The organism is Mucilaginibacter sediminis, from assembly GCF_051903035.1.
GTDB lineage: Bacteria > Bacteroidota > Bacteroidia > Sphingobacteriales > Sphingobacteriaceae > Mucilaginibacter.
In genome coordinates this window covers 6,207,113-6,225,367 of the sequence record NZ_CP170602.1, presented here as the reverse complement: position 1 = coordinate 6,225,367, position 18,255 = coordinate 6,207,113, and the positions used below count along the sequence as shown (strand labels likewise).

The 18,255-nt window shown below is 42.1% G+C and carries 21 protein-coding genes and 1 tRNA gene; 10 read left to right on the top strand and 12 right to left on the bottom strand.

The genetic code is table 11. From position 1 onward, the window contains the following. Positions 1 to 129: 129 nt before the first annotated feature. A complete protein-coding gene (locus ACFGVS_RS25770) occupies positions 130 to 900 on the bottom strand; it encodes an SGNH/GDSL hydrolase family protein (protein ID WP_090652359.1) in 771 nt (256 codons plus the stop codon). Positions 901 to 1,068: 168 nt separating this feature from the next. Here ACFGVS_RS25770 and ACFGVS_RS25765 point away from each other — a divergent pair, with 168 nt between their 5' ends. Further along, positions 1,069 to 2,124, top strand: coding sequence for a quinone-dependent dihydroorotate dehydrogenase (locus ACFGVS_RS25765; protein WP_439696135.1), 1,056 nt, complete (start codon positions 1,069 to 1,071; stop codon positions 2,122 to 2,124). A gap of 178 nt (positions 2,125 to 2,302) precedes the next feature. Here the strand turns inward: ACFGVS_RS25765 and ACFGVS_RS25760 are convergent, their stop codons facing one another. The 3 genes from ACFGVS_RS25760 to ACFGVS_RS25750 all read right to left on the bottom strand — a co-directional run bounded on the left by ACFGVS_RS25760 (position 2,303) and on the right by ACFGVS_RS25750 (position 3,380). Beyond that, positions 2,303 to 2,476: a spore protein gene (locus ACFGVS_RS25760; protein WP_090652361.1), complete on the bottom strand. Its 174-nt coding sequence runs from the start codon at positions 2,474 to 2,476 to the stop codon at positions 2,303 to 2,305. Positions 2,477 to 2,509: 33 nt separating this feature from the next. Then, positions 2,510 to 2,580: transfer RNA gene (locus tag ACFGVS_RS25755), tRNA-Cys, on the bottom strand. 50 nt (positions 2,581 to 2,630) lie between these two features. Next, a complete protein-coding gene (locus ACFGVS_RS25750; protein ID WP_439696133.1) occupies positions 2,631 to 3,380 on the bottom strand; it encodes a TrmH family RNA methyltransferase in 750 nt (249 codons plus the stop codon). On the opposite strand from ACFGVS_RS25750, the gene ACFGVS_RS25745 reads away from it, so the two are divergent. After that, positions 3,371 to 5,779: a BamA/TamA family outer membrane protein gene (locus tag ACFGVS_RS25745; protein ID WP_439696131.1), complete on the top strand. Its 2,409-nt coding sequence runs from the start codon at positions 3,371 to 3,373 to the stop codon at positions 5,777 to 5,779. The two genes, ACFGVS_RS25750 and ACFGVS_RS25745, sit on opposite strands and share 10 nt — an antisense overlap. A 243-nt stretch (positions 5,780 to 6,022) precedes the next feature. Here ACFGVS_RS25745 and ACFGVS_RS25740 read toward each other — a convergent pair whose 3' ends face one another. Further along, entirely contained in the window at positions 6,023 to 6,556 is a 534-nt protein-coding gene (locus tag ACFGVS_RS25740) for a hypothetical protein (protein WP_090652364.1), read from the bottom strand. Positions 6,557 to 6,608: 52 nt separating this feature from the next. Next, the gene (locus ACFGVS_RS25735; protein ID WP_439696129.1) at positions 6,609 to 7,103 is read right to left on the bottom strand and encodes a TspO/MBR family protein; all 495 of its coding nucleotides are present in this window, start codon (positions 7,101 to 7,103) and stop codon (positions 6,609 to 6,611) included. Between the two features lie 126 nt (positions 7,104 to 7,229). Between ACFGVS_RS25735 and ACFGVS_RS25730 the strand changes: the two genes are divergently transcribed. After that, positions 7,230 to 7,592, top strand: coding sequence for a hypothetical protein (locus ACFGVS_RS25730; RefSeq protein ID WP_439696127.1), 363 nt, complete (start codon positions 7,230 to 7,232; stop codon positions 7,590 to 7,592). Between the two features lie 125 nt (positions 7,593 to 7,717). Here the strand turns inward: ACFGVS_RS25730 and ACFGVS_RS25725 are convergent, their stop codons facing one another. Continuing rightward, positions 7,718 to 8,134 carry a hypothetical protein gene (locus ACFGVS_RS25725; RefSeq protein WP_439696126.1) on the bottom strand — a complete coding sequence of 139 codons (417 nt, stop codon included), beginning with the start codon at positions 8,132 to 8,134 and terminating at the stop codon, positions 7,718 to 7,720. 129 nt (positions 8,135 to 8,263) lie between these two features. Between ACFGVS_RS25725 and purU the strand changes: the two genes are divergently transcribed. After that, positions 8,264 to 9,091, top strand: coding sequence for a formyltetrahydrofolate deformylase (gene purU / locus ACFGVS_RS25720; RefSeq protein ID WP_439696124.1), 828 nt, complete (start codon positions 8,264 to 8,266; stop codon positions 9,089 to 9,091). A gap of 148 nt (positions 9,092 to 9,239) precedes the next feature. On the opposite strand, the gene ACFGVS_RS25715 is transcribed toward purU, so the two are convergent. The 4 genes from ACFGVS_RS25715 to ACFGVS_RS25700 all read right to left on the bottom strand — a co-directional run bounded on the left by ACFGVS_RS25715 (position 9,240) and on the right by ACFGVS_RS25700 (position 12,790). After that, the gene (locus ACFGVS_RS25715) at positions 9,240 to 10,700 is read right to left on the bottom strand and encodes a glycoside hydrolase family 30 protein (protein ID WP_439696122.1); all 1,461 of its coding nucleotides are present in this window, start codon (positions 10,698 to 10,700) and stop codon (positions 9,240 to 9,242) included. A gap of 297 nt (positions 10,701 to 10,997) precedes the next feature. Beyond that, positions 10,998 to 11,375 (bottom strand): chorismate mutase, encoded by a 378-nt coding sequence (locus tag ACFGVS_RS25710; protein WP_439696121.1) that lies wholly within the window; start codon positions 11,373 to 11,375, stop codon positions 10,998 to 11,000. 271 nt (positions 11,376 to 11,646) lie between these two features. Further along, positions 11,647 to 12,006, bottom strand: a complete 360-nt coding sequence (locus ACFGVS_RS25705; protein WP_439696119.1) for a hypothetical protein — start codon at positions 12,004 to 12,006, stop codon at positions 11,647 to 11,649. A 364-nt stretch (positions 12,007 to 12,370) separates the two neighbouring features. After that, the gene (locus ACFGVS_RS25700; protein WP_439696118.1) at positions 12,371 to 12,790 is read right to left on the bottom strand and encodes a pentapeptide repeat-containing protein; all 420 of its coding nucleotides are present in this window, start codon (positions 12,788 to 12,790) and stop codon (positions 12,371 to 12,373) included. 185 nt (positions 12,791 to 12,975) lie between these two features. Between ACFGVS_RS25700 and ACFGVS_RS25695 the strand changes: the two genes are divergently transcribed. Further along, entirely contained in the window at positions 12,976 to 13,323 is a 348-nt protein-coding gene (locus tag ACFGVS_RS25695; protein WP_439696116.1) for a hypothetical protein, read from the top strand. Here the strand turns inward: ACFGVS_RS25695 and ACFGVS_RS25690 are convergent, their stop codons facing one another. After that, a complete protein-coding gene (locus ACFGVS_RS25690) occupies positions 13,324 to 13,869 on the bottom strand; it encodes a pyridoxamine 5'-phosphate oxidase family protein (protein ID WP_439696114.1) in 546 nt (181 codons plus the stop codon). Between the two features lie 302 nt (positions 13,870 to 14,171). On the opposite strand from ACFGVS_RS25690, the gene ACFGVS_RS25685 reads away from it, so the two are divergent. The 5 genes from ACFGVS_RS25685 (at position 14,172) to ACFGVS_RS25665 (ending at position 18,172) form a co-directional block, all read left to right on the top strand. Next, on the top strand, positions 14,172 to 14,354 hold the full coding sequence (locus ACFGVS_RS25685; RefSeq protein ID WP_439696113.1) for a hypothetical protein: 183 nt from the start codon (positions 14,172 to 14,174) through the stop codon (positions 14,352 to 14,354). A gap of 307 nt (positions 14,355 to 14,661) precedes the next feature. Beyond that, on the top strand, positions 14,662 to 15,126 hold the full coding sequence (locus tag ACFGVS_RS25680; protein ID WP_439696111.1) for a YciI family protein: 465 nt from the start codon (positions 14,662 to 14,664) through the stop codon (positions 15,124 to 15,126). Between the two features lie 4 nt (positions 15,127 to 15,130). After that, the gene (locus tag ACFGVS_RS25675) at positions 15,131 to 15,814 is read left to right on the top strand and encodes a DNA alkylation repair protein (RefSeq protein ID WP_439696110.1); all 684 of its coding nucleotides are present in this window, start codon (positions 15,131 to 15,133) and stop codon (positions 15,812 to 15,814) included. Positions 15,815 to 16,227: 413 nt separating this feature from the next. After that, entirely contained in the window at positions 16,228 to 17,709 is a 1,482-nt protein-coding gene (locus tag ACFGVS_RS25670; RefSeq protein ID WP_439696108.1) for a PAS domain-containing sensor histidine kinase, read from the top strand. 16 nt (positions 17,710 to 17,725) lie between these two features. After that, positions 17,726 to 18,172 carry a response regulator gene (locus ACFGVS_RS25665; protein ID WP_439696107.1) on the top strand — a complete coding sequence of 149 codons (447 nt, stop codon included), beginning with the start codon at positions 17,726 to 17,728 and terminating at the stop codon, positions 18,170 to 18,172. Positions 18,173 to 18,255: the final 83 nt, after the last annotated feature.

Genomic DNA, 18,255 nt, shown 5'->3' with positions numbered 1-18,255 from the left:
ATGATAGAAAAATGATATTTTCATTCGCAAGGGAAAAGGAGAATGGCCTTCAAGACTTAGTAAAAAAAATCACCTTCAGTCCCTTCCCAAAAACCTTTTGCCTTTAGCCTTTTACCTTTAGCCTCAAGATTACGCTCCTACTGCCTTCAGCCACGTTTGGGCCATCAGGGCTTCGCCGGCTACACTGGGATGTACGCCGTCGCGGTTCCAGTAGGTGGCCGGGGCAATTTTCTCGGCTTTATCAAATGCCGATTGATAGGGTACAAAAACGGCCTCATATTGTTCGGCTACATCTTTGGCTGCCTTGCGGAACAAATCAAACGTTGGGTACCATTTATCGTCAACCGCTTTAACGCCTTTTTCGGCAAAGGGCTCGCAAATAACCAGTTTTATATCCGGCAGTGCAGCCTTGGTACGGTCTATCAGTTTTTTATAATCGGCAATATAATTATCTATAGTTCCGGTATAGCCATTGGTAAGGGTATGCCAAAAATCATTTACACCTATGTGAATGCTCAATACATTGGGCTTTAGCGCCAGGCAATCGGTATCCCAGCGTTCGGCCAGCTGGTATACTTTGTTACCGCTAACTCCTTTGTTATAAATTTTCAGGTTTTTATCGGCATGAGTAAGCAATAGCTGCGATGCGGCGATAAGCGCGTAACCCGACCCTAAGGCACTGGTTGTATTAAATTCGGTATTATTATGATCGCGGCCCCAATCGGTAATGGAATCGCCCTGGAAAAGCACCACATCATCGGTATTAAAACTGATTTTTCTTGATGGTTTAGTGTTGGCTAATGCAGCCGAAACTATCTGCGGCAAGCCCATTGCAGCGATGGTACCCACCGATGCTGTTTTTAAAAAATCACGGCGATTGCGTTTAAAAATATTATTCATAAATGGTTTGATGGATTTGATTTTGGATTTCCGAATTTACTGATTTACCCGGCTTTTTTAAATTTTGTTGAACTTTGTACCAGCATTTGCCCTAATAATATAATCTGCCGTTTTAATTTTCATAAAATTCTGGTTTATACAGCTATTAGTATTTGTTAACTTCGCGCCATGTATTTTTTATTAAAACCCATCCTGTTCCAGTTCGATCCCGAAAAAGTACATTACTTTGTAACCCGAAATTTAAAGCGCTTTAATCGTTTTCCGGGTGGCGCCGCGTTAAGCCGGGCCATATGGGATGTAAACAACCCGCAACTGGAGCGCGAAGTGTTTGGCCTTAAATTTAAAAATCCCGTTGGCCTTGCCGCCGGTTTTGATAAAAATGCCGAACTGATGGGCGAAATGGCCAACATAGGTTTTGGTTTTGTAGAGATTGGCACAGTTACCCCACTGCCCCAGCCCGGTAACCCACAGCCTCGCATGTTCCGCCTGCCGGCAGATGGTGCACTCATTAACCGCATGGGCTTTAACAATTTTGGAGTTGACGTAGCTGCCGAACGGATAGCAACCTTCCGCAAAAATGCCAAAGGCGTGCAAAGGAGCCTGATCATAGGCGGTAACATTGGCAAAAATAAGGTTACCCCCAATGAAGATGCCGTAAGCGACTATATCAAATGTTTCGACCGCCTTTTTGATGTGGTTGATTATTTTGTGGTGAACGTAAGTTCGCCCAATACGCCCGGCTTGCGCGAGTTGCAGGAAAAAGAGCCTTTAATGAACCTGCTGAATACCCTACAGCAACGTAATTCAAAAAACGGCATCAGCAGGCCTATCCTGCTCAAAATAGCACCAGACCTCACCGATTCGCAGTTGGATGATATTGTAGAGATTGTACAGCAAACCGGCATTGCCGGCCTTATAGCCACCAATACAACCATCAGCAGGGAGAATTTAAGGTCTCCAGCCAGCTTAAAAGACGAAATGGGCGGACTAAGCGGCATGCCGCTGACCAAACGCTCAACCGAGGTTATCAGCTATATTCACAAAAAATCAAACGGATCTTTCCCGATAATTGGAGTGGGCGGCATACACTCTGCCGATGATGCTATCGAAAAACTAAATGCAGGCGCATCATTGGTACAGCTGTATACCGGTTTTATTTACGAAGGACCGGGGTTGATTGGGAGGATAAATAAACGCCTTCTGAATCAGAATTTGCAGAATTAAAGAATAGCCAGAATCTTAAAAGTTGAAAAATTAAATCAGGATTTTAGAATAAGCTTCATTCTGCTAATTCTAAAATCCTGTAAATTCTGATTCAGACATAAAAAAAATCCCGCCGGTTTCTGAAACCGGCAGGATTTATAAGATCTTTTTAAGCGCCAGGCGCCTGAAAACAGATAGATTATTTACCGGCAGCGATAGCTAAAGCTTCGTTGTTTTTTTGGATTTGGTTGCCTTTTTTCTCGGCAGAACGGCTTCCGTACTCAAGGTTAGTAGCCAGTTTTAAAAACTGAACTTCTAAACGTGAAGTAGTTTTGTTTTTTCTATCTTTTCTTTTTAAACGTGTAACGCCCATGGTGTTGTTATTTTAATGTTTTTAATACCCTTGAGGTCGGGAGCGGATTCGAACCGCTGTAAAAGGTTTTGCAGACCTCTGCCTAGCCACTCGGCCACCCGACCCTAATTTTAGGATTGCAAAAATAGTAATTTATTTATTGCAATGCCAATATTTATTTCATTGAATTTCTTTTTATTTCAGAACATAGTATGGCAGTGGCTATTGCCACATTCAATGACTCGGCATGGCCGGCTCCTGGGATGGTTATTTTGGTAGTTATTAACCGCTCAATATCAGCACTTATGCCGTTGCCTTCGTTACCCATTACCAATAATCCTTCGGTGCCAAAAGGGGTGTTGTAAATATTTTCGCCATCCAGCATCGCGCCAAATATCGGTAATTTAATTTGTGGCAGCGCTTGCGCCAGGTTGGTATAATGCACATTTACACGCGCCAACGAGCCCATGGTGGCCTGCACTACTTTGGGGTTGTATACGTCAACGGTATCCTCGCTACATACAATATCATTAATACCAAACCAATCGGCAGTGCGGATAATGGTACCCATATTGCCCGGGTCCTGTATATTATCCAGCACCAAAGAAAACCTTTGTTTAAGGCTATCATAATTTAAAGTTGGCCATATTGGTATTTTAACCAAACCAATTACCTCCTGCGGCGTTTTCAAAGTGCTGATTTTTTCGATATCCTTCGCCGAAATCTCCTGAAAGTTTATTTTTCGGGATAAATTCAGCATTTTTGGGGCAATTGCGCCGGTATGGTATACCGTATCAACCTGGTAACGCGAACCTGTAAATTCAACAACTGATTTATAGCCTTCAACCAGGAAAAAACCATGCTCCCTGCGAAATTTTTTATGTTGTAAGGATGTTAATAAACTGATTTGTGATTTTGAAAGCATACAAAAAACCTGCTGGTTACCGTCTTGCAATATTAAGTATTTTACTGCTCATAATAGGCTCGGGCTGTAGCCTTACCCGTGGCATTGGCAAAAATCAAACCCTGGTGCGTAAAATTACCATCAAAGGTATTGATGAGCAATTTGAAGAAGCCGCGTTAAATTATGTTGATAAAGAACAGCAGCCCAATAACAAGCTTAACCTGCAATTTTATTATTGGTTTAGCAACCATGGCAAACGCAACATAGGCGAAGCACCTACCTTACTTGATAGCAACCTGGTTGAGTACTCGCGTTTCCAGATGGAAAAGTTCATCCAAAACCGTGGTTATTTAAAAGCAAAAGTTACTGATAGTGTTATCATCAAAAAGCAACGCGCCGAAATAGTTTTTACCACTGTAGAAGGCCCGATGTTCCACATCCGTAAGCTGGTTGATAGTATCCCGGATAAAAACATTGCCAACCTTTACCACGCCAACCGTAACAGCATGTCGCACATACAACCCGGCGGGCGTTTTGACATGGATAGCCTGGCGCATGACCGCGATGAACTTTACCTGCTGATGAAACGTAATGGCTATTTTGACTTTTACCGCCAGTACGTAAACTTCACCTACGATTCTACCTTCAACAGCAGCGTGGTTGATATTAAAATGATGATTGATAACCCGGCAGGTAAAACAGAACACCCGGTTTATAAAATTAATAATACGCTGATAACCATATCTGCCAGTAACGGCAAAACAACCGGCAAAGCCGATACCTTGCAGGTCGATTCGCAATTCAGGTATGTAGATTTCTCGCATCGGTTTAAGCCGAGGGTGGTAATTGATTATACTTTTCAAAAAAAAGGGCAATTATATAACATCGACAAACAGACATTAACTACAACCAGGCTTTCGGAGTTAAACGTTTTCCGCAATGTGCCTAACCCCACCTATGAAAAACTGGGCGATAGTACGCACCGCCTGGATACCAAAATTGATATAATACCCCTTAAACATTATTCAGACCGGGTTGAAGGTGAGTTCCTGTTTGCCAACGGCAGGTATGGCTACAACGTGGGTAATACCTTTACCAACCGGAATCTTTTTAACCAGGCGGCAATCCTGCAGTTAAAACTCAACTGGAGTATTTTGTTTGATAACGGCTCAAACACTACCAATAATGATAATATACAAAACCAGGAGTTTAGGGCCGGGGCTAATTTAATTTACCCTCGTATTATATCGCCTTTCAACTTCCCGCTTTTAGGAAAATTTGGCGTACCCCATACTACGTTCTCAACCAACTATTCTTTATTTTACCAAAAGGGATTGGTTACGCGCCAAAGCTTTATAAACTCCATAAGCTATGATTTTTACGAAACTGCCCGTAAACTTCACACCATTACACCTGTCAACATCGAATTTTCAAAGGGGGTTATTGATCCTGCTGCCTATGACAGCTTACTGTCTTATAACAGGTTTGCTTATATAAAATTAATAGGCCGCACCGTTTTCACAACAGGCAGCCAGTACACTTTTCAGTACAATGCCATTGAGTTAAACTCTTACGATAACTTTTTATATTTCCGCGGAAGCCTTGACATTGGCGGCAATTTCCTGAATTTGTTAAGCAGCACTTTTAACACAGGCAGGGATACATCCGGCCAGCGCAAATTTCTGGGCTACACCTTTAGCCAATATGCCAAAGCAGAAGGGGACCTTCGTTTTTACCGTACCCTTGGCGGAGAAAAACAATTCGTATTCCGCGTTAATCCTGGCATAGGTGTACCCTATGGTAACAGCGACCAACTGATATTTGAAAAGAATTTTTACGCAGGCGGTGCAAATGATATGCGCGCGTGGCTGCCCCGCACATTGGGGCCGGGACAGTTTAACAGGGCAACTGCCTATTATAACAGCCTGACGAAAAAAGACGATCCAATATCACGCGCACGTTTAAAGTATCTTGACCAATTTGGCGAAATTAAATTAGTAGCCAATGCCGAATACCGTTATAAATTGATTAATAATTTTTTTGGCGCAAAGCTTAAAGGGGCAGTTTTTGTTGATGCTGGCAACGTTTGGCGCCTGGGCAAAAAAGCCGAAAGCCCGAACGGCGAATTCAGGTTTGATAATCTTTTGCAATCAACCGCAATTGGGATAGGCACAGGCTTAAGATTTGATTTAAGTTTCTTTGTATTTAGGCTGGATATGGCCTTTAAGTTTAAAGATCCACAATTTAGCGGCAGCGATCAATGGGTGCTTATTAAACACGCCGATGAATTGTTTAAATCGGGCAGCTTCAAAGAGGCTTATCTAAAAGCCAACGCTACCGGTGTTGATAGCAAAGGCAACGTTGTTGGCGATAGCTACAATTTTATGCAGCTGAACTTTGGGATAGGGCTGCCTTTTTAATTAGTGAATTATTGATTTAGTGAATTGGGAAGGTTGGTTGGGTTATTCAATTTGTAACTTATCTGATTTCCCGTCTAATAATCTAAAATTCCAATAGTTCGTCCTTCTCTTCTTCTAAAATTGCAATAATTCTCAAACAGAATTGAACTGCATTATAAGAAGCGCAGCCGCCTGTCCAATAATCTCAAAGTCCTCAATTCCCTATCAAAAAATCTATCTTGATTATTGGCTCTCTTCTCCCCCCTACACCATATTCTTCAATCCGTCAATTATACTTTCAAAAAATGTTGGGATACTGAGGTTGTTGTGGTAATTAAAATACAGGAAGATACAAAAGATGATTACCGCTATAATAATAAACCGCTTAAACATATAAGCCAGCAACACCAATATTAACGGTATGGCAACTAAAAGCACCCAGCTTATGTGCCATGGGCTTAGTTTACTATCATGCTTATATATATAATAAAGTATGGCGTGGGTACCGGTTTCGTTCATGTGCTTGGCATACAAAAAAGTCGATCGGTCTATCTTTTGGCGATAAAAAGCAACCCCTTTTTCAAATTTAAGCTGATACTCAAACCCATTCATTACAAAAGTGAACAGGCCATTTACTTTCTCCTGCGTTACGCCAGCCGTGTCGGTTGCTACTATGGCAACCTGGTCAACCGCAAAAGGATTTTCTTTAACTACAAAATGATTTATGGTTATGGCATCAGCAAAAACAAAACTGTGGGCTGCTATAACAAAGCAAAATAAAAGCAATAATTTTTTCATCTGTCAATAAACCTTCAGTAAAATGTACGCAATAAAAATAGTGTTTTTTACACTACTTATTCAGCAAATAAATAGCAGCATTAAGTACCGCGGCAAAACTTACCCAAAGCAAATAAGGCCATAACAACCGGCCTGCAGCCTTGCTAAACTTGTAAAACCAGTTAATGTTCAAAATAATGGTTAGCCAAAGCAAAATGATAACAATGAGCGCCACTCCTACCTGGTGTAAACCAAAAAAAACTATTGACCACGAAAAGTTCAGGGCAAGTTGCGTAAAGTAAATATTGCGTGCTATGATGTATACAGGCTTACGGCTGCGGTGTTTCCACACCAGGTAAGCCGCAGTAGCCATCATAATGTATAGCGCAGTCCACACCGGAGCAAACAGCCATGGCGGAGGATTAAATGATGGTTTTTTGAGTGTGCTGTACCAACCGGCAATTTCGGGCCTTGTAAATAGCGAAGCCACAAAGCCAATTGCCAGTGTTATTATTAAACTGATCAGGAACGGAAAAAATTGAAACTTTCTGGGTACGGCCGGGATCATCGTTTAGTTAACCATCAAAAATGCAATAAGTTTGCCAAATATTTACAATACGATTATCCAAACAAGCATTTTAAAAAACACAAATGTGTTAGTTTAGCGGTAATTGCCAAAGCTGGCAAAAACACAATGATAAAAACTTTTAAACTATATACCGGAGCCGACGGGCACTCACATGTACAAACCGGCACCGTGGCCGAAGGCCTTTTTAACCAGGCATCAAGCATTAGGTTCCAGGAATCGCCGCCTCACTCGTTTTTTGATTGGCACAATGCCCCTGCCGAGCAGTATGTGATAACCTTATCAGGCACCCTTGAGTTTGAAACCCGCCCCGGCGAAACTTTTATTGTGCGCCCGGGCGAAATACTGATTGCCCTGGATACCACCGGAACCGCCCATAAGTGGAAACTGGTTGATGACCAACCATGGCGACGAGCATATGTGGCTTTTGATGCCGGCCATGAAATAAATTTTGTGCCGGACGGAGTGTAAAAAAAGCCATGCTGGCCTGGCAATGCTGCCAAACCAGCCCCCTGCCTGCAAAACAATCGGTTTGCCTTGCTTGCAGGGCCCGGATGTTGCCCCCGATGGCTTTACCGGATGACTTTTAAACTTCTTTAATCAGGCTTAATCCGTACGTAAACAGTACTAAAGCCATCAGAAATGAACACATCGTTTTGGTATAAGGTATCGTTGCGGATAATAAAAGCGGTAGGGTTTTGGTTATTAATCTTCAAAAGGTCTACCGTTTCGGTAGCCGAATATTTATAATTCCTGGTTATCGAAAACTTGCCCGATAAGGTAAGCGAATCTTTTTTATACATTTTAAAGGTACTGTCGGCACCATAAACCTGTGTAAATGAGTAACCCAGACTTTGTGGGGTGAGTGTAACCCCACCTATACCGCCAACAGATTTTACCCACCGCCAACTGCCCGTTATTTGTGTAGATGTTGGGCCCGGCAAGCCATCTTTATTACATGAACTAACGCTGCAAAGCACCAGCGCGGCAAATAACAGGATAAAGTATTTCATTTTATTAGGTTATATAAAGCATTACGCAGGCATTTAAAGCTTTGCTACAGCACATTACAATTTTTCCGAAAAATTATTTTATATAACTACTTATGTTATTTTGCAGCAAATTCTTTGTATCATTAAACCATGATTATAGTCATTCAATGTAAAGACCAGGTGGGCCTGGTTGCCTACATAGCAGCCATATTGGCTAAACAGCATTTGAACATCGTATCCATGCGCGAACACGTGGATCAAAACGAAGGTTTATTTTTTATGCGGGTTGAAGTTGATGATAACCCCGAAAGCGCACAACTGGAGCAACTATTAAAACGGCTGCTGCCCGATGGTGCCATGGTGCTGGTAAACCCCCTACCCCACAAAAAGGTGGTAGTGCTGGTAACTAAAGAATATCATTGCCTTGCCGATATCCTTATCCGCAACTATTTTAAAACATTGGGGGCAAGTGTACAATGTGTTATTGGTAACCATGCCACACTACAAAACATTTGCGAACGCTTTGATATGCCTTTTCACCACATATCCCATGAAGAAGGCACCAAAGAAGAATTTGAACAAAAGGTAATTGAAACCGTTGAACAGTACACGCCCGACTATGTAGTGTTAGCCAAATACATGCGTATCCTGTCGCCAAATTTTGTCAGCAAGTTCCCTATGCGCATCATCAATATCCACCACTCGTTTTTACCTGCCTTTATTGGCGCAAATCCTTACCGCAAGGCTTTCGAACGCGGTGTTAAGTTAATTGGTGCAACCGCCCACTTTGTATCAAATGAGCTTGACGAAGGGCCAATCATCGCTCAGCAAATTATCCCGGTAAACCATACTTTTACAGCAGCAACCATGGTAAAAGCCGGGCAGGAAATTGAAACCTCCGTACTCGCCAGGGCTCTTAAGCTGGTGTTTGAAGACCGGGTCTTCGTATCAAAAAACAAGACTGTTATTTTTGAATAAGCACATCCTGTTATCCAAGAAAAATACAACTGTCAAGAGACGACTTTTTTTGACTTTTTAATTTTGAATTTTGACTTAAAACGATAATGGTGGACCATAAATGATCCACCATACATCTGAGATTTAGTTGATTATAAAAAGATCTTTGTTACTCTACTACAAGTGTGGCAATGGAATGCGGCTGGCTGGTTGTTTTGGCAGCTTTACCTTTTATCCACAGGCTATATTCAATTTTTTCGTCGGTTTGGTTCATTACTATTACGGATAACTTGCCGTTAGGGTTCAGGTAAGCGGTAGTTAATAATTTGTCGCGGCTGGCTACGGCTGCAACCCGCTTAGCACCAGGCTGAATGTACTTGCTAAAATGCCCTAAATAATAGTACGAACTGGTGTAAATAAGGCTACCGTTGCGCAAATCGGCGTGTACCGGTGCAAAACAAAAGTTACCAACATGGTTAGGGCCGCCTTTTTCATCAAGCAGGACGTTCCAATCTGTCCAAGCTACGGTACCGGCATTAAAGTCGTTTATCATCGCCAGCCCATAGCGTTCGCCAAGCGACCAATCGTTAATTTTATTGAAGTCGTATTTTTCGATACAGCCTTCGGTAAAAATGAGGTTTTTAGCAGGGAAAGCTTCGTGCGTGCGCCTTAACGATTCAAATTGCTGGCCGGCTCCCGTCCATGTTTCATACCAGTGGAAACCTATGCCCCACACGTATTTAGCGGCTGCGGGGTCTTCCAGAATGGTGCTGGCTTGCTGATATAACAAATCGCGGTTGTGGTCCCATACAATCAGTTTTTTGCTGCTTAAGCCTTGTTTGGTTAACGTTGGCCCTAAAAAGTTCTTTACAAAATCGCGCTGTTCCCCGGCTGTGTATTTGCATGATTCCCAGCTTTGCGATGCCATAGGTTCATTTTGTACCGATAAGCCCCAGATAGGGATACCTTCATTTTCATAAGCCCTTATAAACTTGCCATAAAAATTGGCCCAGCTTTGATAGTATTTTGGTAACAGTTTACCGCCATGCAGCAGGCTGTTGTTATCTTTCATAAAAGCAGGCGGGCTCCAGGGCGATACAAACAAGGTAAGCTTACCACCGGCCGCAGCCATGGCTTCTTTGATAAATGGGATGCGGTAAGCCCTGTCATGACCGATGTTGAAAGTTTTAAGTGCTCCATCACCCTCTTTGATATAAGAGTAGCTATCGCTCGAAAAATCGCAGCTTTGGATGTTGGTACGGGCCAGGGTGTATCCTATTCCCTTATCCTTATCGTAATAAGCGGTTAACAGTTCCTTTTGCTTATCCTTAGGCAGTTTATAAAACGTTTCGGCAGCGGCATCGGTAAGCGCGCCGCCAATGCCCAGCATAGTTTGAAATGATTTTGCCGGATCGACAAAAACAGATACTTCAGTTTCGCCGGGCTGGGGGCTATCCTGAAACTTTAAGGTTTCGGTAGTTTTAAACCTCATGCCCGGTTCGTTATCAGAAACTATAACACTCACCTTTTTATTCGCAGTAGAAAACGGCACTTTAACCTGGGCATGTGCCGATGGTAACTGTAGTAGGCCAACTGCTATAAAACAGGCAAATATTACTTTTTTATTCATGATTTATCTTAATTGGTTTACCGGCGGGCAATCGGCCATTAGGGGAAGCGGTTCCGGTATTCCAAATTAAGAAAGTTAATTTGAATAAAGCAAATATGCAGTGCAATAAATAATTGATTTATACCAATTTATTGATCAAATGATACGGTTTAATACCAATAAAATAATTTTAAATATCGCTAATAATCAAACAGTTAAAAATTCGGTAACGATACCGGAAATATGTTTTGATACGCTAAAGCACATTTGTGTATTTTATACACTCTGCACGCCTGATTTTGCCTTCTTTCAATCAATTTATTGATTTTTGAGTTCCTCTTCAATCCGCAAGCTTTCTTTGTGGATGGCGTTCATCAGCTCGGTAATAAAGGTTTCCGACAGGCCTTCTTTTTTACCGGCGGCAACGGCCTTTTCAAGCACCTGCTTAAACCTATCGGCCTGTAACGGGGCTATATTGTTTTTGGCCTTGTAAATACCAATCTCTTTAACCACCTGCTCCCGCTGCCCCAGCAGCACTATGAGTTGCTTATCCAGCGAATCAATTTTATTACGGCTTATCTTCAGGGTTTGATCGGTGCTTTTAGGGGTCTCCATCGGTACAGATTGCGCGGTGGCTAAATTGAGGTTAAACAAATACATCAATAACAAAACTCCAAGTCGGGTGAGTATTTTCATATCACAATTTAATAAAATTAATCTAATTAATTTGAAGATTTGAGAATTTGAAGATTTGAAAATGGAGGGTTAAAAGCCAATCAAAAACTTTCAAAAAAACTACAAAAAACAACACAAATGATGCAAAAAAACACAACTAATTATCAATTTTGGGGTAATAAATAACAACATTTGGATACTTTTTAATAACCCTTATCGGTTTAACCTATAATTAAAAAAACCAGGGAGCTCAGTCCCCGGTTTTTAGTAAAGATGATCATCCCAAGTCTGGTTACCTGTCGCTATTGTGCCCGCGTTTAATCATCTCGTGGACGGCCCTGGCTAAAAACTCTTTTCCGTAATCGTCAAGGTTGGTTTGTTTGCCGCCGCCGTTAATTTCGTAAACAATCTTCCCGTTGTCGTTCTCGGCTACCAGGTCATCGCTGTTGATACTGCAGGATACCGACCCATGGGGCGAAATAGCTTTGATGCCTTTTCCATCCTCGGTAAAGTAGGTTTGGCCGCGGTATTCAATCTTTACGGTTCTGCCGCCGGCATTTTCAATAATGGTGGTGTGCCGGCCGCCAAAGCGGCAGGCTGTGGCCAGCAGCATAAGCCCTGCCAGGGCTATAAATTGTTGTATTTTTTTCATGATGATATGTTGTAATGTTGCGCTCATCACAAAGCTAATACAAAACACAGTACTATACAATACATAGTACCATATTTATTGAAAATAATTTTATTGCTGATGATTGGTTGTCCATGACGTGATCGTGGTTCAAATAAACATCGGCTTTGAACGCCGGCTACTACTCACCCCGGCTACGCTGCGCTGGCCGACCTCTCCGGCTGAAGCCGCAAAGAGGGTTGAACTCTTTTTTACTTTCTGCTCTTTTTTTTAGCCCCTCTATGCGACGCAGTCGGAGAGAGGGGCAGACGCCCCGATATTTATCGGGGTCGTCGGGGTGAGTCGTCACCACCATGCGATGTACTCATTTCCCCGCAGCACTCCCCTATATCTTCCCATTCAGCAACTCTTCAACCAAAATACCGTTGATGGTCATACCGGTAATATTACAGTCGGTTATGGCTACGCCTTGCAGGTTACAGTTGTTAATGGTGCTGTGGTTAAGGTCGCAATCGTCAAAGCGCAGGGGGCGTTGTTTTGCAGCCGCATCATATGCCGGGTGGCCCACCGGCGGCATACCAATATTGTGAATGTAAGCTCCGCCAAGCTGCGCACCTTCAATCTCCAGGTCGCTTAGGTTGGCATTGGTAATTTTAAGTTTGCTCAGGTCAACATCATTAAAGCTGGTGTTACTCATTTTAAGCATCAAAAACGTCGATCCATCCAGGTGCGAATATTTGGCATCGATTATTTTGGCGGTTTCGATGATGTTAAGCTTTTCGGGTTGATTATTTGCACTTGCCATAATAGTTTTGTTTGTTGATCGAATTTACAAATGCCCCCACAAATAGCAATGGCCGGCCCGGACATTTTAAGGGTGTTTTGCGACAACTGATGCATTGTTTGCCTGTAGGCGATTCTATGATAAAATTGACCATATTTGTATCAAGCTATTTAGCGTCCACAACGTTAAGTTGTAACAAACCAATTATGAGACCGATATTTTTCACGCTAACCAGCAAGTTGCAGCTAATGGTAATACCCGACACCGAAGCGCACCTGGACGGACACCCGTTTATTAGTTATACCTACAGCCTGTTTATCGACAGGGACAGGGGTCACGAAGAGCAAGCCTTAGATAAAATGAGCACCCTGCATTTAGACAAAATTACCGACCCTGATTATTTAGGTTTTGTTGCATTTGAACAACCCGCCAACGTATTCTCTTACACGGCCGGCCAGCATGAATTAAGCATTGCAGAAGTTGAAGAAGTAATTGAACTGTTAACCAAATTCAGGGATAACCCACCCTTTTGGCACCCAATTGATGATATTTAATTAGTACAGCGCCGTTGGCAATCCGTCAAGGCTAATTAGGTTTTTTTCTTTTTTATAGGCCTCCAGTCCTTCGGCACCTTTATTGGCGGCCCATTTGTAAGCCTGGTCGCGCTCGCCTTCGTAACTGTAATAGGGTACGCTAAAGCCGCATGATGTTTGCACCTGGTAAACGTTGGCCACAATAATTTGCCGGGTTGATAGCAGGATATCAAAATGCTGCGCCAGCTGCGGCCATTCTTCATCGCCGGGCAGCACGGTATAGCCATTTCCATATAAACGCAGAATATTTGGCGGCCCCTCAAAAGCGCAAAACATAAAAGTGATTCGGCCATTTTCCAGCAGATGCGCCGATGTTTCGTTACCGCTGCCAATAATATCCATGTAAGCTACCCTGGTGGCCGATAATACCTTAAAGCTATCTATCCCCTTGGGCGATAAATTAACGTGCCCATTGGCAGCAAGCGGTGCCGAGGCTACAAAAAACATTTTTTGCTTCTCAATAAAGGCCTGGTGTACAGGCTGGATGGTTTCAAAAAACTTTCCCATTGTGGTTTATTTTTCCCGTTAATCAAATTTAACCAATAATTGTAGTCGCCGGGCATTTTCAGTGTTAACTTATTGTCAAGGGAGGCAATCCGCGTAGGCAAACTGGTAACAAGTACTTATGATGTAACGGGAGATACAGGAATTGAGGCCCGGAATTCGTAACAAGATAGTCATTTGCATAGGGAGAATTACATCATAAAAGGCTGTCATCCTGTCGAACCATAGCGTGCAAAGACCTCTCCGTGCGACCCTTTGACAGGGTTGGGATGACGAACCTACACACCTTGAAAATATGTCTTGTCATGCTGAGGAACGAAGCATCTATTAATGAACTTTTTGCCATTGGAACCAAAGTAAGCAGTGCACCTTACCCCAATAATGCCGTTGCCTGCGGCCCGCGCTTTACATACATACGTCACAAGGGGTTAGGCGCCTGGCCGGTATCCGTTTCAATCGTTAACGGGGCTACGGGAATCGAGGGTTAGGATTCACTTCCCCGATAGCTATATCCCCACAAGCATCTTCCGGATATAAAATTGCCTACCCCTCCCCCACGAACCGAAAACATTGGAAACAGCGATCTGTTAGGACACGACCCTTGGAGGAGCTTCCCGAAACCCTCAGGGTCCTTTTGCAAAGAGACCCGAGGGGACGTAAATGACTAATGACAGCGCAGCGAAATGACCAATGACAAGCGAAGCGCCAATGACCAACAACAGCGAAGCGAAATGACTAAGGAATTGCATCATTCATCCTGATAAATGTATATTTGATAAACCAACAAACCCTTACATGAAAAAGCTTATCCTCATCATTGCAATAGCTACGTTAAGTATCAATTGTTTTGCTCAAAAGCAAACCAAACCGGTTTATGATGCTGCACTTTCCAAAAAACTGGGCGCCGATAAATATGGGATGAAAAAGTATATTATGGCTTTTTTAAAGGAAGGGCCAACCCGTTTAACAGATTCGGCAGCGCGCATGCAATTGCAAATGGCCCATTTAAAAAACATATCCAAACTGGCCGATGAAGGCAAATTAGTGGTTGCCGGTCCTTTTTTGGATGATCAGCCCATTAAAGGCATCTTCATTTTCAATGTGGCAACCATTGAAGAAGCAAAAACCCTTACCGAAACCGACCCGGCAATAAAAGCCGGTTCGTTAATAATGGAATTGCACCCGTTTTATTGCTCGGCCGCCTTAATGGAAGTGGTAAAAATTCACCACACGCTCGAGAACGCAAGCATTACCGATTAAAACAATGCAGGTTGACGAAATTTTAGGATTACTTAAGCAACAGGCCAACCCAACCTATCTTACCGGTATGCAGCGTTTTGGTATAGACAGTTCCAGGGCTCTTGGCGTTAAACTCCCTGCTGTACGCAAATTGGCTAAAGGTTTAAAAAAAGACCATGTGCTTGCACAGCAACTTTGGGACACCGGCGTTCATGAGGCGCGAATTATGGCCTCGCTGGTTGACGACCCAGCATGGGTTACCGAACAACAAATAGATAGCTGGACAAAAGATTTTTATTCGTGGGACCTGTGCGACCAGGTATGCGGAAACCTTTTTGACCGGACATCTTTTGTTGTTGCCAAGGCCATTGAGTTTAGCGCCCGGGAAGAAGAGTTTGTTAAACGCGCGGGCTTTGTTTTAATGGCCGAATACGCTGTACATAATAAAAAAGCACCCGACGATATTTTTATACCTTTTTTTGCCATTATGGAGCGTGAGGCCTGGGACAGCCGCAATTTTGTTAAAAAGGCAATAAACTGGGCCCTGCGACAAATAGGAAAAAGAAACAGCACTTTAAAAGCCGTAGCAATTGCCGCGGCCAACCGTATTGCAAACCAAAATTGCAAATCGGCCAGGTGGATTGGCTCCAACGCCCTGGCCGAGCTGATAATTGATAAAAACTTCCTAAAAAAATATAAACCCTCATAAAAAAACAAAGGACATAAGCCTAAAAAAGGGCCATTCTTTCGGTTTTTTGCAAAAATTTTCATTATTTATTAAAAAATTCAGGGCAGCAAAGTATTATCCAATTCCATTTTAGCGTTTAAAGTGCAAAAAATACACTTCCGGTTACCGTTAAAGGCGGTTATTTCACAATATCTCCCTTATAAATGCCTGAATTTCCGGTGCGCAATTTTTATTTTGTAATTATCAGTATCAGAGTGATTTATATGATACCAAATACTATATTTGAAATCCCATAATTGTTCAAAAAAAATTAGTGGTTTGGTTAAACGTAAACAACCAAAGGTTGTAATTAAAGTTATTTTATAATTATGGCACATATTTTATTAATAGCATGTTGCATTAACTAAATAAAGGGGCTATTTTATAGTATTAGTATGAGTTTTTCTGAAGGGCACAAATTTTCTGACGATAGCAAGCAACACCTTGCCCAAATCATCGATAATATAAATGCCGGCATTTGGGAATACAACATTACAACAAAAAACATCAAATGGTCGGTAGGGTTTTACACCGTTTTGGGATACGAGCCAGACGAAATAGAATGTTCGAACCATATATTTTTTGAACATTTACTATATCACCAGGATAAACCTGCTTTTTTAACCGCCCTGAACAACCAACCTTCAACTTCAACCCAACCACTACAAATCAGGCTACTCACCAAGCAGTCGGGCTATCATTGGTTTGAGAGTACGGTAAAAAAATACAATGACGAAACCGGGCAAATCATTTACGGATCGATCATTAATATTAACCAGTATAAACAGGCTCAGATACAGGCGACGCACAATGATTTAGTTTATAGCGAGGCCCTTAAAATTGCCAAATTGGGCAGTTGGGAGCTGAACGCACTTACCATGGGCCTGTCCTTATCAAAACAGTTTTATGATATTTATGAGTTGCAAAACCATGTTAAGCTTTCACTGGATGAGGTTATCAGTTTTTTTGAGCCGCCGCACCGCCCGGTGATTAAAAACGCCATTGATAATGCAATAGAATATTGCCAGCCTTATGACCTGGAATTGCTCTTCCGATCGGCAAAAAACAATGTAATTTGGGTAAGAGCCAAAGGGATACCCATTATTAATGATTTTGGCAAATGCATTACCATAAGGGGAATTATACAGGATATTGATAATAAAAAACGCAAGCACCTTGCGTTGGAATCGTCATTAAATTTATTGACAGACCAAAACAGGCGCCTGCAAAATTTCGCTTACATTGTATCGCATAACCTTCGGTCGCATGCAGGCAATTTACAGTTCATGGTAACATTACATGATGAAACCGAGCTTCCTGAGGACAGGGCCGAAATTTTGTCGCATATTAAATCAATCAGCGATAGCTTAAGTGCTACCATTGAGCATTTAAACGAGATAGTTCAAATTCAAACCGAAATTACCAATGAGCGGACGGTAGTTGATTTTGAGACAGTATTTAAAAATATCATATCGGCATTAAAAAGCAATATCGATACGCTTGACGCCACCATAACGTATGATTTTAGCAAGTGCCCGCAAATACATTATATCCCGGCCTATATGGAGAGTATTTTGCAAAACCTGCTTACCAATGCACTTAAATACAGTTCGCCGGAGCGAAAGCCCATTATAAAATGCCACACCATAAAAGAACGGAACCATATTTACCTCTTTTTTGAAGACAATGGTATTGGCATTGATATGGAGCGATACGGCGATAAAATGTTTGGCATGTACAAAACCTTTCATCAAAACCCCGACGCAAAAGGTATTGGGCTATTTATAACCCGCAACCAGATAGAGGCATTGGGCGGCACTATAAAAGTAGACAGCACCGTAAACATTGGCACAAAATTTACTATTAGGCTGGTATAAATAATACCAATAGCAGATGACAGCAGAGAAGGATCCCGTGGGGGTGTGCTTAATTGACGATGATCAGGTTTATACTTTCGGATTTAAAAAACTAATCAATTTAAGGGGGCTCAATAGCCGGGTAATTAATTTTTGCGACGGAAGCCAGGCCATTACCTGGTTAACAAACCCGCATAACAGCCACAATTTACCAGATGTAATATTCCTGGACATTAATATGCCTAACATGGATGGCTGGGATTTTTTGCGGGAATTTGCGGAAATAAAGTCCCAATTGGGCAAAAAAATCACAATATATATGCTTAGCTCATCTATCAATCTAAACGATATTTACCGGGCAAAAAAAATTGCCGATGTAGCAGATTATATTTTTAAGCCCATAAATGAATACCAACTGCACGCAATCATAAACGTGCTCAGGGAACAGGATGCTGGTTCAAATATAAGTAAGTATAAAGCTTAATGATTTACGTATGACATAGAATTCGCATTCGTTGATTAAATCAACGGATACGAATAATTTTCATTTTTCAGACAGCTTTTTAG

Bases quoted from the DNA above. Each gene is read 5' to 3' on its own strand.
- ACFGVS_RS25770 (WP_090652359.1), bottom strand. From the start codon at position 900: ATGAATAATATTTTTAAACGCAATCGCCGTGATTTTTTAAAAACAGCA.
- ACFGVS_RS25765 (WP_439696135.1), top strand. From the start codon at position 1,069: ATGTATTTTTTATTAAAACCCATCCTGTTCCAGTTCGATCCCGAAAAA.
- ACFGVS_RS25760 (WP_090652361.1), bottom strand. From the start codon at position 2,476: ATGGGCGTTACACGTTTAAAAAGAAAAGATAGAAAAAACAAAACTACT.
- ACFGVS_RS25750 (WP_439696133.1), bottom strand. From the start codon at position 3,380: ATGCTTTCAAAATCACAAATCAGTTTATTAACATCCTTACAACATAAA.
- ACFGVS_RS25740 (WP_090652364.1), bottom strand. From the start codon at position 6,556: ATGAAAAAATTATTGCTTTTATTTTGCTTTGTTATAGCAGCCCACAGT.
- ACFGVS_RS25735 (WP_439696129.1), bottom strand. From the start codon at position 7,103: ATGATCCCGGCCGTACCCAGAAAGTTTCAATTTTTTCCGTTCCTGATC.
- ACFGVS_RS25730 (WP_439696127.1), top strand. From the start codon at position 7,230: ATGATAAAAACTTTTAAACTATATACCGGAGCCGACGGGCACTCACAT.
- ACFGVS_RS25725 (WP_439696126.1), bottom strand. From the start codon at position 8,134: ATGAAATACTTTATCCTGTTATTTGCCGCGCTGGTGCTTTGCAGCGTT.
- purU (WP_439696124.1), top strand. From the start codon at position 8,264: ATGATTATAGTCATTCAATGTAAAGACCAGGTGGGCCTGGTTGCCTAC.
- ACFGVS_RS25715 (WP_439696122.1), bottom strand. From the start codon at position 10,700: ATGAATAAAAAAGTAATATTTGCCTGTTTTATAGCAGTTGGCCTACTA.
- ACFGVS_RS25710 (WP_439696121.1), bottom strand. From the start codon at position 11,375: ATGAAAATACTCACCCGACTTGGAGTTTTGTTATTGATGTATTTGTTT.
- ACFGVS_RS25705 (WP_439696119.1), bottom strand. From the start codon at position 12,006: ATGAAAAAAATACAACAATTTATAGCCCTGGCAGGGCTTATGCTGCTG.
- ACFGVS_RS25700 (WP_439696118.1), bottom strand. From the start codon at position 12,790: ATGGCAAGTGCAAATAATCAACCCGAAAAGCTTAACATCATCGAAACC.
- ACFGVS_RS25695 (WP_439696116.1), top strand. From the start codon at position 12,976: ATGAGACCGATATTTTTCACGCTAACCAGCAAGTTGCAGCTAATGGTA.
- ACFGVS_RS25690 (WP_439696114.1), bottom strand. From the start codon at position 13,869: ATGGGAAAGTTTTTTGAAACCATCCAGCCTGTACACCAGGCCTTTATT.
- ACFGVS_RS25685 (WP_439696113.1), top strand. From the start codon at position 14,172: ATGCTGAGGAACGAAGCATCTATTAATGAACTTTTTGCCATTGGAACC.
- ACFGVS_RS25680 (WP_439696111.1), top strand. From the start codon at position 14,662: ATGAAAAAGCTTATCCTCATCATTGCAATAGCTACGTTAAGTATCAAT.
- ACFGVS_RS25675 (WP_439696110.1), top strand. From the start codon at position 15,131: ATGCAGGTTGACGAAATTTTAGGATTACTTAAGCAACAGGCCAACCCA.
- ACFGVS_RS25670 (WP_439696108.1), top strand. From the start codon at position 16,228: ATGAGTTTTTCTGAAGGGCACAAATTTTCTGACGATAGCAAGCAACAC.
- ACFGVS_RS25665 (WP_439696107.1), top strand. From the start codon at position 17,726: ATGACAGCAGAGAAGGATCCCGTGGGGGTGTGCTTAATTGACGATGAT.